A 13,297-nucleotide genomic window follows, 5' to 3' on the forward strand; every position below is an offset into this window, starting at 1 on the left:
TAGTAATTGGAATACATAATAGCTAGGCAGTTTAGCGTTTCTAAACTTGCTTTGGGCTACACATTTATGAGCAACGAGAGTGATCCTTATTACCACTCATCATTGCTCAGGATAGATATGCTTTGTTATGTCATTCGTATGCTATTACCCCCCATAGTGTGAATCAGTAAATACATCCTTATGACTCAAGCGCCTACTATTCGCCCTGAACAGTTGGCCCCGCGGGAGGTCATCGCTTTCCCTCAGATTGATGAGTTCTACGATATGCTACAATATCGTCTGAACATGATATCAAGTGGCTTCATCTTTCAGGGTCCCTTCACTATCTTCATTAATGCCTTACCTCGTGAACGGACTACTTTCATTGATCGCTACTCCAATGTACCACTGATTTATGCTGGCGTTCAACGGCAGCGAGATTTACTCTGTGAGCTAACGCTTAAGGAACAGATCCCTCACCTTGATGAACACTGGGACCATCTGGACCACACAGCACTGGATAGTGATACCGCTGTAGTAAGTTCGCAGCTCTACCAAGCCTTTAGCTCAGGTTCATACGGATTTGCTGATATTCCTAAAGTAGGAATGGGAACACTAAAGTCCTACTTCGCTTCCATTCTGGAAGAAGACAACCCCAAAGAGCCTACAACCCGACAACAGGCAGAATACCATATCTTAAAAGAATTTTTTAATATAGAAGAAGACCTTTACGTTTCTATCCCCCTCATCATGTTCGGGGAATTTGATGGGATTATGCACTTTGTATATTCCCAAAAAGATGATCTATTAAAACGTACTCGCTCCTTGGGGGGACTTATCCGTTCAGCCAGTGCGATGATCGAGACACAGGTTTTGGAATGGGATTTAGTGGGGCGTAACCCGGAGAAGTCAAAGGCAATCCTCATGCCGCTGGAAGAAGATTTCTACGAGCACGTCAACAGGAACCCAATCCTTAGAGATTTACAATTCAAAGAATACTACCGAAAATACCTTGGTTTCTACCAAAAGCGTATTCGTTTTAATGACGACGTTATCCACAGTAAGGTTTATAGACCCTACTTAAAAGCTGCCATCACAGCCATCATGATTGATTCCTTTGCTCACAATGTTAGTGCGCATAGCTTAGTGGCCCTCAACTGGTGGTTTAAACAGCGTGCAGAAAATATTCGCTCTTTTCAGAAAATTCATCGCGGTGAAGTAGCCGAAGTAGAAGACTTAGTTAGCACTTATTTACCCGAAGGCTATGATCGAGACCGCATATTTGAACTCATAAAACCTTGGGTTAAAGGTTCCTTTGTTCGCAATGCCGATCCAGATTACGACTTGGTCAATTTTTCAGGGCCGCTTGCGCGCGAAATTCAGCCGCTCCTAAAATTCCTAATGCAAAAAGGAGCCTTCTGGAGTGGTATCGCCCGTGACAATAACTTTGGTGGAGAATCTGCGACTGCCTTTGATGTATTATGGAACGACTTTATCAATAACCCCCTTTATTTAGGAACAATCGCAAAATCAGAAGATATTCACCGCTTGCGATTTAGGGTCATTGTTTATGAGCCTTTACAACCCGGTGATATTCATCCTGCGCAGCCCGAAAACATAAAGAAAAAACCGCTGGTTGACGGCATCTTTGTAGAAGTCGACCTTAAATACAAGCGCCCAGATATAAAAACCTACCCAACTGGTAAAAGTGGCTACCCCATTACGCCAGAAGAATGTCTTTGTATAGAAACCTATCCAGAATTGGAGGAAATGAGTGACTTTGTTGCTCCCGGAGAGGACTATGTAAAAGTAAAGGAAGCGCTAACAAATTGCCATTTATTTTTCCCTGGCGAAGTCGTCGGCCGTCATGCATTCTTTACACTTCTGGAAAACAAGATTAGAAATGTCAAGCACTTCAAAGGCGATGCCCTTAGGCAAATGCAGAATGGAGGCTTGGAGTTATGCATCAGTTTCCAGGAAAAACCTGTACGGAAAGACCAACCCAACGATAGATCACTCTATTCCGTAGGTATTTGGCTCAATGGCTTAGTGAATTTCCACACAAAAAGTGATCAACTTTTACCAGAAACTCGTCATGCTAACTTGAGTAAAGGCATCATGGACGAAGATTCGTTTGCACCACGGTTAGGAGGTAGCTCACAGGACAAGCTCTGTGCAGGTATGCTTTTTAACAACTTCTTCCTTCATGTCCAAAATGGTGATGGCAATGAATTACGGGATCGTAGTGAAGATACGGAACGAGACGAAGCTTTCTACCCGTGGATTATCCCCGTGGTCAGCCCCGTTGATAACATGCACGCTGATGTAGAATTCAACGCTAAAGCTCCTGATGAATGGGCCGGAATTAGAGACCGTTTCTCCATAAAGGAAGGTTACCTGAAAAAGTATTTCCACATTTGGAAAGCTGCGGATATTCACTGGGTACACGGCCCCGAGGATACTGATTTTGTATGGGATAACCTTGCGCGTTTTAAATTTGTAGGCTTACTTGCTCAAGGCAAAAAGTTACAAGAACTTCTTTTCGACAAGGTACGCTCCAAGGGAGTATTAAGGGTCATTAATCGCCAGTTAAGTCCAGATTTAACGGGTGACCATGCTATCGTTGACGCCTACCAGTGCTGGATTAAAGCATGGATGGGTAAGGAGGCAGGCATCGTCAGGCTTTTTGTTGACAATGCAGTCGTAGGTAAGTTTATTTACCAACCTGAGAAAGAAAACTGCCTAACATATTACCCGGTATGGCAACTCCCCATAAAGGAGCAGACCACAGAAATTCTCAATGTACAGGATTTGCATATTGCCCACGGGGGAGATTCCGATAACCGGCAACTACTGCGCTACCGTAGCCACGGTATATACGTCAAATATTTCCAATCAGAACTGGTACCTAATCAACCACTCTCTGTCAAAGCCCAGGCTCGTATGGCCGAGTTTTTTGAGGTATTAGCAAGCCGCATCTGTATTTTTGACAGCCGAGTCTATTACCGATTAGGCGACCCGGAGAAGCGTAAAACACTAGCCGACCAACTTCTGCTCCACGTTTTTGACGAGAGCAATTTGGAAGCAGGTAACAACGACTGGTTGGGCCATTGGGAAGGTCACAAAGAATGGATCATTAAAAGCAGTCATTTTCTCGTACTCCATCTTTCATTTATTGAGAAAATACTCCTTACCAAATACTCAGACAACCCCGATTTCACAGACGAAAATATCGGGCTATTTATTCAAGAAGAAATCATGCCATTTGCCACCAAAGAAGATGGGCAAGTACGTGACAACTTCATGCTCGTCATTACTACCGGCCGAGGTCGGACAAAGTGGTGGACACGTTTATCAGAAGAGGAAAGCTATAGCGCATATAGACGCTTTACTAATTTCAGGCCTGTAGAATCAATCATCTCCGCTATTGAAGATGCGATAAACCGCAAGGATGATATTGAAATAAAACACAACCTTGTGAAGGTAATGTTCGGGTCGTAAATTGTTGCGTTGCTAGGAAATCATACTATGGGAATTACAAGAACAATCATTATCGTTTGGTCGTGGAAAGCTGCGGGCATTGGTGAGGGCATCTGGCAAGTCGCCGGTTCAGCCAATGCTAATGACCTTGTCGTTTGCCGCGACTGGCCGATATCACAGGAAGGAGATACACAAAACCTAGCTGTCCTAATCAGGCAATACCTCCAACAGGACGGAGAAGTAATGCTTTTCCTCCATCGCTATCATGGTTATTCACAAGAACACCTTAAGCAAATAATCCACCAAGTCCCCGAAGGCCAGCAGGAACGACTCCGATGTTTCCTCTTTGGCGAAGGTGCTGATGCAATTTACCTGACCAGTGATGCTAAAGGGTTACTAGGCACTTCAGGTACCTTCTCTGCTCAACTCAACCTTGATGGACAGCCTCTTGATGTTTCGGCCATTGCTAATGCAGAGCGCCGACTTCTTAAGAGTGCCCATTTCGACTATATCTGGGACATTTACCAGCTTGCTCTTCGTCGGAGAATCTTTGAATTCAAAGAAGACCTCTTCAATTGCCTGGGGCAATACTTACCTCAAATGACCTTTGAACCGGGGGAATTATACGCCCTTCTGCGTCTACCGGAAAACAGGATGCTATTCCTTCGCCTATTAAGTTTTGTTGGCCGTATTCGGAAAGGTTCGGATTTAGCTAATGAAATTCGTATATTTGAACGGAACAACAACAGAACACTCACCTTTGACGATTGCGGCATCCAGTTGGAAACTTCCTACGGGGCGCCAGCAGCGGAACAGTATGCACTACTCGCAGCCTATGTACTTCGTAATGTACTGGCTAAAGGTAATGCTGTATCATTACTGGAACTTCGTGAAAGGTTTGAAGAACTGTTAGAACAGATATCAGGATTAACTTATCATTCATGAAGATCGTGCTGTTGGTAGATGGTGGACGCCCTGCTCCTCAAGCTTTGACAGCTTATTGTGAAGCAGTAGGTTTTCGACTCATCCAAATCACCCCTACCGAAGACGGTTGGCAGGAGCTGCTGCCCGAAGCCTTTGGGTTAATGTTATTACTACCTGCTTGGGGTAGTGGAGCTTATCTTGATTCGAGCTGTTTATGGCAGCATTTTCTGGCTGCTCAATATCCGCACCTTCGTCTACTGATGGCTAGCTATGAACAAGTTGATCACGTTAATCACCTGGATTTACTCCGGCTAGCAGATTACGATGCAGCTTGGTGGCAACAAACCCAGGAAGCACATATCACAGAAGAATTACCTTACTTTACGGGCATTGACCTCAGTGAAAAGCTGAAGCGCTTTTTTGCGGGTCATGGAGACGACAGTGTTGTAGCTGTCTTGTCACGTATTCGCTTGGTTGTACAGATGGCCAGCAGAGAATTACAGAAAATGCAAACGCCTTATTCTGAAATTTATGCTGACCTGGTAGCGCCAGCACAGTTAGCCAATAAATGGAGGGAATGGCGTAATCGTTGGATTAATTATTACCCTCTTTTTGAATACACTCCTTTGGCAGGAAATTTAGAGCAAATTGCTCTCTTAACGGAAGGAATGGAGCATTGGATGTTGGCCGGAGGGAAAGAACAAGAACCTTTAGCAAACGGAATGATTTTGCAAGTCTTAAACGACATGCGTGAACAGCTCCAGCAGATTGAAAAACAGTATGTCGTCCAAAAATTATCACATACTTATCGTTGATGACGATGCCGAATTTCACCAACAAATTCGGTATGCATTCCGGCGCCAGTTTTTATTCTCCGGGGCCATCAACGAAAAGCAACTTTTTGAAAAACTTAGCGGAGAAGGTCATTTTGATTTAATCCTGCTGGATCTTGTCTTGGATGATTCCGAAACTAAGAAGGGGTTAGATATTGTTCCCCAGATAGCCCAGCGCTATCCAAACATCCCCGTCATTATTGTCACCGCTGACCGGTCTATAGACACCGTTGTCCAGGCAATGAAGCAGGGAGCACGTAACTTTCTCGTTAAAGATGACTTTGATTACGACTATTGGGAGCAGCAGTTTTCCGCTGTAATTGACGGTAGTAAACTCAAACAAGAGAACCTGGTACTGAGGGCAGAAGTAGACCGCCGCCGAGCCCAGGAAAACGAAGCTTACCCCTTCATTGGGGAGTCTACCCAAATTAAAGAAATTAAGCGCATCCTAAAACTGGTTTCTGAAGAACCTGATGTTACGGTACTGATTACCGGTGAAACAGGGACAGGCAAGGAGGTCGCTGCACGTTATCTACACGCACACGGAGCTCGTAGCAAGCAGCCCTTTCAGGCCGTCAACTTATCAGCAATACAGGATACACTTCTCGAGAGTACACTATTTGGCCATAAAAAGGGTGCCTTTACAGGTGCCTCCCGTGATATGGAAGGCTACTTTAGTCAAGCCAATACAGGAATTCTCATGCTGGATGAGATTGGCGATATTGACCAAAATATCCAAATCAAGCTTTTACGCTTCCTGGAAACAAAGCTAATCCGTCCGGTGGGTTCAGACCAGGATGTTCAGCTTGACGTACAAGTTGTTACTGCTACTCACCGTAACTTAGCAGCAGCAGTAGCAGAAGGCCGGTTTCGAGCCGATTTATTTCAGCGCCTCAAAGCAATGGTGATAGAGCTTCCGCCACTTCGTTCACGTCGGGATGATATCCCTCTCCTGCTTTCTCATTATTTTGAGGTCGATGATCTACAGAAAGTTCTGACCACAGCAGCATTGAATGCTATGCTGAATTACAACTGGGTAGGTAACATCCGGGAGTTAAAAAACACTGTTAATTATGCTCAATTGAGAGCTCGAATTCAGGATAAAAAACGAATTGACGAACATTGTTTACCTACAGAAATCACCAGTGAACAACCCATCGTTCCAGTAAGCTTTACGCAAAACAATAACACCTCCGGGTCTGCACCTACAGACAATGCAGGAGAAACCCCTCATGCTGGGCCCAAGAACATCGACGAGGAGCACGCTCTAATCGATCTCGATCGTATCGAAAAACTCTTGATCCAGAAAAACAAGGTAAAAAAAGACGTCGCCATTGCCATTGGCTTGGAAAACACTGACAATCTACGCTACCGGATTAAGAAACATTTCGAAAAACATCCCCATCTTTTTACTAACTTCCCTACGATAAGCCAAAGTTACCGGCGCATTGTCAAATAGAAGCTGTCTAAAATTGAGCTTTATATAGAAATCTAGTGAAGTGGATACGGAATTGCAAAATCTCAAGCGGAAAGTTGACCGCTACCAGGAAGTATTAACCAACACTACTGCATATCGCAAAGTATGGGTAGAGGAACTAAGTCAAAAAATCCTGGATCAACTCAATTACATCATGGGGCAGGTAGAATTGGACGCTAAGGTTGAAGTCCGCTCAGAACTCGAAAACCTAGAAGCCATAGACCTCAGCTTGGGCACTGTCCGATCAGGCATGTCTCAGCGAGTAAACGATGCCATCCAGCGTGATCTAATCAAGCACAACGGCTCCCTTGTCTATCAACAACTGTTTAATGGTAAGGTGATGGTACTCATACAATATCCTCACATCGAAGGTTATGGTGAACCTAAACCACCAAAGATCATTGCGATCTATCGTCCTGAAGAATTAAAAGACCCTTATTTTATTCGTCACGTCGAGGAATTTATGCAAGAAATCACCCTATGGGAGGATTACGACGACGAAGAACCCTATCAACGTATCGGATTTCAGCTCAACTTTGGACAAACAGAGGATGAGTAGAGGGCAAAAAAAAGAGGACACTTTGCGGTGTCCTCACTAGCTAATCTTATTAGCTTTTGACTTCAAACGGGATTGAGATTTAGTCTTTGCGGACTAAACCCAAAAACTGAAAAGTACACTGGGATAGATTGGATTCTATGTTTTCTCAAAGCATGTCAATGCATGCATAAAAAAGGCAATTATTCTTATTACTACACTTCTGCAGTATACTATACTATATGTAAAAACCAGACCAATTTCCTACACAAAGCGCCATCACGCCTACACAAACAACCAAACACCTGACAATCAATATATTACAAAATATTTTTATTCTAGTAAGGAGAATAAAGAAAGTACCAACAAGCAAACAACCTATTCGTTTTTCGTTTATAAACGAAAAAAATTCGCTTTTTAGAGAAAAGGCAGGCCTTAAACAATAGCATCTGCTCATTCCTTGACTAAACACCATCGCTCACTTTATCTCTCTAATGCTAGTACAACACCTCATCCAGTTTAACATCATGTTCTTCCACTGGAACGGTCTCCACCATTTGGAAGGGAAAGGAAATACCAATCTTCTTTGCTGATAGGTGCTCTGCAAGAAAGGTGTCATAATAACCGCCGCCATATCCAACCCGGTATCCTTTTTTATCAAACGCCAAGCCTGCTACAACAATAAGGTCATAACAACCTCTATATTCTTGGGCACTTTTAGGATGATAAGTACCGAATATACCCGGTTCCATGTTTTTCAAGTCGGTCAAAATCAAATTTTGAATCTGTCGTTTTTTGAGTGTTTTAGGAACGACTACAGTCAACCCGGCATCTAATGCTCTTTGCAATAGTGGCAAGACATTTATTTCCGAGCCCATTGTCAAGTAACAGTGAACAACCCGTACTTTATTGTTCAAAATAGCCTCCCACAATTGCTGGCATATCCTCTCAGAATGGGCATTTCGTATACTGCGGGGCATTCCATCCCGCTGTTTGAGCATGATTTCACGGAGGTACTTTTTTTGTTCTTTAGCATTCCCTTTCTCTTCAATCATTTCTTACCAAGTTTATTATTAACTAAAAAGTCTTCCTTAAAAACCACTTCCTCTTTTTCAAGGTTAAACGCTTCAGCAGAAAGTTGGAAAAAGATGTTATTCAGGACATCTGCTTTGCTAAAAGTTATTCTATAGTCAGCACTGACCTCTTTGTTATTCGCAAAACACAAATTACTCTCAACTCCTTGGCTTTCAAGACAAGTCAGCTTAAAATGGCATGTCATTTTTTCAATAAAAACGGGATTCAATTTCAGGGTATACAACACCTCTACTGAGTAGTTGTATATCCCTGATTGCGAAATAAATATTTCAGAAAGTTTGAATATCATATACAAACTATTTCCAAGGCAGTTCTACAACCTTGGAACCAATAGTGAAGCCTAGATCACTCCCCGCATCAGAATCCGACATAAAATGCACACCGAGCGGTACACGGCTATACGCATTTTCTAATGCCATCTCCCTGAATGAATTGAATGTTCTAGGGGTACTCTTAAACTCCGTTCGTCCTTCATGGCTACGGTCCGTAAAAATGTAATTCTCTCCAAAGATATCCTCGAGAACTACTGACGCTGCTCCACTAAATGTAGCATGCCCGGAAGGATAAGTTGGGAAATTGGGTGTATAGAACCCGCCTGAACCGTCGGGGCACATCACGGTATTCCAATCAGGATCATCCATATACTCACGAATGTAATCAATGGGCCGTAAGCAATTGTAGCGGTATTTTTCACCCCAGCATTTCACTCCAGCATCTGATAAGGCCATCCCTACTTTTGCATAAGCAGTTACCGTTTCTAGCATATTCAGTCGTTCAATGGCAATGAGTTGATTCGTAATGCTAACCCATCTTCCTGACGGCGTAAAGGTAAGGATCGGACAGTCGTCACTCCAAAATTCGGCAATCCAATAATCTTCTTCATTGTTGCCTGCTCTTATCTCGTTTACCAAGGTGCGAGTCTCCATCGCTTCCTCATAGAGTTGTGAGCCAGGAACCGTACTGAACGATGGTGGGGGAGGCACTACATCACTAGAATTAGCAGCAAAAGTCCTGACTTTGCCCCAATGTGGTAGCAAGGCTGGCTGAAAATCAGGATAGGTCGGCTTCCACAAAGCTACCCCCGATGGCCCCACATAGCCAGGGTCCGTATTGGAAAGATAACCTTCATGCCCCCAGAAATCCGCTGCTGACCAGTCGTAAACTGCTTGAGCAACAGATTGGCCATATTCAACAGATCGTTGATAAACATCTGGCGCAACTAATGACTGTAGTTCTGACCTCAAAGCATGGCTGACATCCAACATCTGAAATTGTTGTTCTGCCGGAGCCGTTGGAAAATATAGTTCAAATGCTTTCTCGTAAGCAGCATTGAGGCTTATCTCCCAATTGTACTCTTCCCCATATTCAGGAAAAGCAATTGCCAACCCGGAGTAATGGCCGGAAAAACTTTGATATTTTCCATTGCTACCATGAACAATAGCCTCGTAAGCTATTAGGTTAATATGAGCAAAATTCCGAGCAGAAACAGGCGGCTTATAGCCAGGGCTATATCTTTCGACCTCCAAGAACAATTGATTCCAAGTCAGTGGAATCTTATAAGAAAACTCAGAGGCCGGGCTGCTAGTTACTAAAATGTCATCGTCCTGCTGGCAAGAACTCACCATGAGTAGAGGTACAACGAATAGCAAATAAATCTTCTTCATTGGTCAATAATTTGATTTGAAAGATTGTTAAATAGGATTAAAAAATTTCTCGCAATCCAGAGAAAGGAGTACTTCATTAGCGTCCTTAATTCTGGCAACTTCTTCTGCTCCTACGCTTTGGCTTATTTTTTCAAAAAGTGCTCTTTTCTGCGACTCGATTTCGTTAGCCTCTTTTTTCAAGGAAGTGATCCGTTTAGTCATCTCCTTGTCCATTTCTTCTGTTTTCATTAAAGCCACTTTCACAGCTTCGTCCAAGCCATCAAAAGACTGGAACATCCTAATAAGATTGGCATTCCTTACTTTTAGCATATTCATTCGTTCTTCCTGAGGCATTTCTTGAGGGAGAGAGGTCTCTAATAGGTTGTTGATGTTATCCCATTCCGTAGAAATGCTATCTTTCATTGACACAAGGGTGCAATTCAACTTTTTTTCCTTTCGGAACAAATCCATCAAAATAATTTCATCGTTTGAATGCTTGCTGCTGCCCAAAATTCCAATTAGAAGAACAGGCAAGAAATAGAAAATCGGTTGTAATAGGCGATGCTGCTTTATTCGTATCTGCATAGGATAATTTTCTTTTTAAGTGGTGGTCATGAGGGAACGGATATTAGTTGTAACAAAACCAATATCCTATAATTAAGCAACCGTAAATGTTTTAAATATTCTGTTTAGAGCTTGTTCGCAAAATGCCTTAACAAGCTCTTACGCAAGCGGTTTCGCCTGGGTATTTTGATAGTAGTTAATTTTCATCTGAAACATTTCTGCCATTTTCTCTGCCCGCCACTTGGCTTCCGTTGCCTTTCCGCCCAAAAAGTATTCATCTACAGTTTCAAAAAACAACTGTTTCCAACGATCAAAATGAGCGGCCTCTACAGGTAACTGAGCATGAGGAGGAAAGGGGCTACCATAATAGGTGTGTTCCTTCAAAAGAACTGTTTGCCAAAAGCGGTACATCTTTTCTAGGTGTTCCCCCCAGCGGTCTTGAATGACCTTATTGAAAACCTCCCCCAGTAAATCGTCTTGGCGAATTTTCTCGTAAAATGTATCTACAAGTATCCGTATGTCTTCTATGTTTGAAATATCTTTTATATCCTTCATTTATATTGGATGTTTTTGTCTGATTTATTGTCAAACAAGGGATGAGAAATAAAAAATCTACGCAAAGGGCGTAGCGAGCTGTGTATATTGTTTTGTAAATCCCCTAAATTACCTCTTCAAAAAAGCCAGCCCGCTGTGGAGTTCGTTGGCTAAACCTTGCACTGTCGTTACTTCAAGCATTTGTTTCAGATCATCCCGAATTGCTTTGAACTGGAAGTGCATTGGACAAGGTTTGGATTCATTGCAATTCTTCAGCCCCAAACCGCATCCTTTGTAAATATTGTCACCATCAATGGCATCTACAATTTCACTTAGCGTAATTGTAGAAAGCTTGGATTTAGAAATTTCATAGCCCCCTGTTGGTCCCTTTATTGAAAGGATTATTCCGTTTCGAGCTAATGATTGTAAGATTTTCCCCGTGAATGCTACAGGTGAATCAATTGCTTTGGCTACTTCCTTCAAGCTACTGCGCTGATCTTTCTCCGACAAGCGAGCAAGATGAATAGTCGCCCTTATACCGTATTCACACGCTTTTGAAAACATGTACTAAATTTTCGTAAAAGTAAAGAGAAAATGCTTTTCGGACAAAAATGTCTGCTATGTTTTTTTTAAGGCCAAGGCTAACAAAAGTGCAAACCTTAAAACAAAGTGAAAATCAGATCAAGAAATTATCTCCCAAATTTTATCCTCACTATTGAGAGCCGCTTGGAGTTCTTCCATATTTTGGCAACCAATAAAGTACAGACCTCCATCTTTAGTCTCAATCATCAGGCCATTACGACCATCTAGAGAATAGAATTGCTCATCGGTGAGCGTAGCTTTGGGCCTTTGCCACTTGGCGGAGTTTGGAGTTTTGACTAAAGTACAGGATTCAATGTCGTCCCATGCAATTTTCTTAGACGTCTCTGTGATGCTTTTAAATTGAAATTTGATCTTTTTATCCGTTATCTTAAGTTTATAGCGTAGGCTGGTTAGTAACCACCAGATAGTGTACCCTATCCCCGCTGCCAGAACCAGGCAGGCAATGCTATAAACGACGGTAACATCGGGCTGCCAAAAAACAGAAGCTGCTCCATAAAGGAGGCCAACTGTAGCCAAGGAAAGTAGAGCAATAACAAACCAATCATGGAATTGCTGTTTTTCCTGATATAATTTCTTTGCCATTTTAGTTGATTTTGGGTGCCCAGCATTGTTCGGGCTATTTTATGAAAATAGACATTTTTTGAAGAATAAACAAAAGGAGCAAGTGGGTTGATTACAATAACAATTCAAGAAGGTTAATATTTATTACTTTCTTCAATATTTTCCTGAAAGTACAATTTTCTATTTGTCCAATCGAATGCACAAAGCTGGCCCAAGCCATTTTGTTTTTGTTCTGCTAGAAATGCTCCCCCATCAATATTGATGATTTGCTTTTCTTCTAACTCCTCAAGTTGCCTTTCGATTTCTTTCCTGGTTTGCGGAGTATGCCCGTGAATGATTACCCTTTTACCCAACCACTGATAATCAATATTCTTATACCAGTCTCTGATCCAGATCAAATTCTCCTTAGAGTGAAACGGATTTTCATTGCTAAAATCTAACCCGGCATGTACCGCAATAAAACCATGCGCTTCCTTGTAGAAAGGCAATTCGTTGCAGAAATCAAAGTACGGCGTAGGTAATTCTTCTAAACGTTCTATGCCAAAGCTTCTCTTCAAGGCTTCGTCTGCCATATCCTTCCAACCTTTGATTGTCTCTGACAGATAATCATGAATCAACATCTGCTCGTGATTACCCCGCAATATCGTCAGTGCAAATTCGGCACTTCTAAGCTCGCCAATCCTATCAATGACGCCTTTTGAATGTGGTCCTCGGTCAATATAGTCGCCCAGTAAAATAAGATGGTCGCCCTTTTTTAATGACAACTTATCGAGCAGTTCATTAAAAGTATTTAAACAACCGTGAATGTCGCTTATGAATATTTTCCGGGGCATTTTACGAAGTGGTTAGGGGTTCACTCTAATAAGGTTAAACAATCTCTATTGCCTTATTTTCACTAACCATGATGAGGTTAAAAAAAATCCCTGTAGGCTTCCTTTTATTGAAGAAACCTCAATAAAAGGACAATATCAAAAACACAAAAGCCCGATAATCTAACGATTATCAGGCTTCTGATTCTGTAGCGGAGGCAGGACTTGAACCTGCGACCTTCGGGTTATGAGCCCGACGA

General features: G+C 42.4%; 13 protein-coding genes and 1 tRNA gene (1 of these 14 only partly in view). 5 read left to right on the forward strand and 9 right to left on the reverse strand.

Annotated features, from left to right (window positions below; all coding sequences use genetic code 11):
• Nucleotides 1-180 precede the first annotated feature (180 nt).
• Genes ACRBG0_RS03715 through ACRBG0_RS03735 form a run of 5 tightly spaced genes read left to right on the forward strand, consistent with a single transcriptional unit; the run spans nt 181 to nt 7,252 of the window.
• The gene (locus tag ACRBG0_RS03715; RefSeq protein ID WP_431485562.1) at nt 181-3,480 is read left to right on the forward strand and encodes a hypothetical protein; all 3,300 of its coding nucleotides are present in this window, start codon (nt 181-183) and stop codon (nt 3,478-3,480) included.
• A gap of 27 nt (nt 3,481-3,507) precedes the next feature.
• Nucleotides 3,508-4,404 carry a hypothetical protein gene (locus tag ACRBG0_RS03720; protein ID WP_431485563.1) on the forward strand — a complete coding sequence of 299 codons (897 nt, stop codon included), beginning with the start codon at nt 3,508-3,510 and terminating at the stop codon, nt 4,402-4,404.
• Entirely contained in the window at nt 4,401-5,198 is a 798-nt protein-coding gene (locus ACRBG0_RS03725) for a hypothetical protein (RefSeq protein WP_431485564.1), read from the forward strand. The genes ACRBG0_RS03720 and ACRBG0_RS03725 overlap by 4 nt, the downstream gene beginning before the upstream one ends.
• A complete protein-coding gene (locus ACRBG0_RS03730) occupies nt 5,164-6,675 on the forward strand; it encodes a sigma-54-dependent transcriptional regulator (RefSeq protein WP_431485565.1) in 1,512 nt (503 codons plus the stop codon). Before ACRBG0_RS03725 ends, ACRBG0_RS03730 begins: the two co-directional genes overlap by 35 nt.
• 40 nt (nt 6,676-6,715) lie before the next feature.
• On the forward strand, nt 6,716-7,252 hold the full coding sequence (locus ACRBG0_RS03735) for a hypothetical protein (RefSeq protein ID WP_431485566.1): 537 nt from the start codon (nt 6,716-6,718) through the stop codon (nt 7,250-7,252).
• 473 nt (nt 7,253-7,725) lie between these two features.
• Here the strand turns inward: ACRBG0_RS03735 and ACRBG0_RS03740 are convergent, their stop codons facing one another.
• From ACRBG0_RS03740 to ACRBG0_RS03780, 9 genes are all read right to left on the reverse strand, one after another.
• The gene (locus ACRBG0_RS03740; RefSeq protein ID WP_431485567.1) at nt 7,726-8,283 is read right to left on the reverse strand and encodes a 5-formyltetrahydrofolate cyclo-ligase; all 558 of its coding nucleotides are present in this window, start codon (nt 8,281-8,283) and stop codon (nt 7,726-7,728) included.
• Nucleotides 8,280-8,612 carry a hypothetical protein gene (locus ACRBG0_RS03745; protein ID WP_431485568.1) on the reverse strand — a complete coding sequence of 111 codons (333 nt, stop codon included), beginning with the start codon at nt 8,610-8,612 and terminating at the stop codon, nt 8,280-8,282. Before ACRBG0_RS03745 ends, ACRBG0_RS03740 begins: the two co-directional genes overlap by 4 nt.
• Before the next feature lie 7 nt (nt 8,613-8,619).
• On the reverse strand, nt 8,620-9,987 hold the full coding sequence (locus tag ACRBG0_RS03750; RefSeq protein WP_431485569.1) for a vanadium-dependent haloperoxidase: 1,368 nt from the start codon (nt 9,985-9,987) through the stop codon (nt 8,620-8,622).
• Between the two features lie 27 nt (nt 9,988-10,014).
• Nucleotides 10,015-10,389, reverse strand: coding sequence for a hypothetical protein (locus tag ACRBG0_RS03755; protein ID WP_431485570.1), 375 nt, complete (start codon nt 10,387-10,389; stop codon nt 10,015-10,017).
• Between the two features lie 300 nt (nt 10,390-10,689).
• Complete coding sequence (locus ACRBG0_RS03760) at nt 10,690-11,085, reverse strand: group III truncated hemoglobin (RefSeq protein ID WP_431485571.1); 396 nt, start codon at nt 11,083-11,085, stop codon at nt 10,690-10,692.
• Between the two features lie 108 nt (nt 11,086-11,193).
• On the reverse strand, nt 11,194-11,628 hold the full coding sequence (locus tag ACRBG0_RS03765) for an RrF2 family transcriptional regulator (protein ID WP_431485572.1): 435 nt from the start codon (nt 11,626-11,628) through the stop codon (nt 11,194-11,196).
• Between the two features lie 117 nt (nt 11,629-11,745).
• Nucleotides 11,746-12,249 carry a hypothetical protein gene (locus ACRBG0_RS03770; RefSeq protein WP_431485573.1) on the reverse strand — a complete coding sequence of 168 codons (504 nt, stop codon included), beginning with the start codon at nt 12,247-12,249 and terminating at the stop codon, nt 11,746-11,748.
• Nucleotides 12,250-12,362: 113 nt separating this feature from the next.
• Nucleotides 12,363-13,061, reverse strand: a complete 699-nt coding sequence (locus ACRBG0_RS03775) for a metallophosphoesterase family protein (protein ID WP_431485574.1) — start codon at nt 13,059-13,061, stop codon at nt 12,363-12,365.
• 186 nt (nt 13,062-13,247) lie between these two features.
• Nucleotides 13,248-13,297 (reverse strand) — tRNA-Met (locus ACRBG0_RS03780); it runs 52 nt beyond the window's last position.

The organism is Lewinella sp., from assembly GCF_050633125.1.
In the GTDB taxonomy this organism is placed as follows: Bacteria; Bacteroidota; Bacteroidia; order Chitinophagales; family Saprospiraceae; genus Lewinella.

Bases quoted from the DNA above. Each gene is read 5' to 3' on its own strand.
- ACRBG0_RS03725 (WP_431485564.1), top strand. From the start codon at position 4,401: ATGAAGATCGTGCTGTTGGTAGATGGTGGACGCCCTGCTCCTCAAGCT.
- ACRBG0_RS03765 (WP_431485572.1), bottom strand. From the start codon at position 11,628: ATGTTTTCAAAAGCGTGTGAATACGGTATAAGGGCGACTATTCATCTT.
- ACRBG0_RS03750 (WP_431485569.1), bottom strand. From the start codon at position 9,987: ATGAAGAAGATTTATTTGCTATTCGTTGTACCTCTACTCATGGTGAGT.
- ACRBG0_RS03745 (WP_431485568.1), bottom strand. From the start codon at position 8,612: ATGATATTCAAACTTTCTGAAATATTTATTTCGCAATCAGGGATATAC.
- ACRBG0_RS03740 (WP_431485567.1), bottom strand. From the start codon at position 8,283: ATGATTGAAGAGAAAGGGAATGCTAAAGAACAAAAAAAGTACCTCCGT.
- ACRBG0_RS03755 (WP_431485570.1), bottom strand. From the start codon at position 10,389: ATGAAAGATAGCATTTCTACGGAATGGGATAACATCAACAACCTATTA.
- ACRBG0_RS03760 (WP_431485571.1), bottom strand. From the start codon at position 11,085: ATGAAGGATATAAAAGATATTTCAAACATAGAAGACATACGGATACTT.
- ACRBG0_RS03720 (WP_431485563.1), top strand. From the start codon at position 3,508: ATGGGAATTACAAGAACAATCATTATCGTTTGGTCGTGGAAAGCTGCG.
- ACRBG0_RS03775 (WP_431485574.1), bottom strand. From the start codon at position 13,061: ATGCCCCGGAAAATATTCATAAGCGACATTCACGGTTGTTTAAATACT.
- ACRBG0_RS03770 (WP_431485573.1), bottom strand. From the start codon at position 12,249: ATGGCAAAGAAATTATATCAGGAAAAACAGCAATTCCATGATTGGTTT.
- ACRBG0_RS03730 (WP_431485565.1), top strand. From the start codon at position 5,164: ATGTCGTCCAAAAATTATCACATACTTATCGTTGATGACGATGCCGAA.
- ACRBG0_RS03715 (WP_431485562.1), top strand. From the start codon at position 181: ATGACTCAAGCGCCTACTATTCGCCCTGAACAGTTGGCCCCGCGGGAG.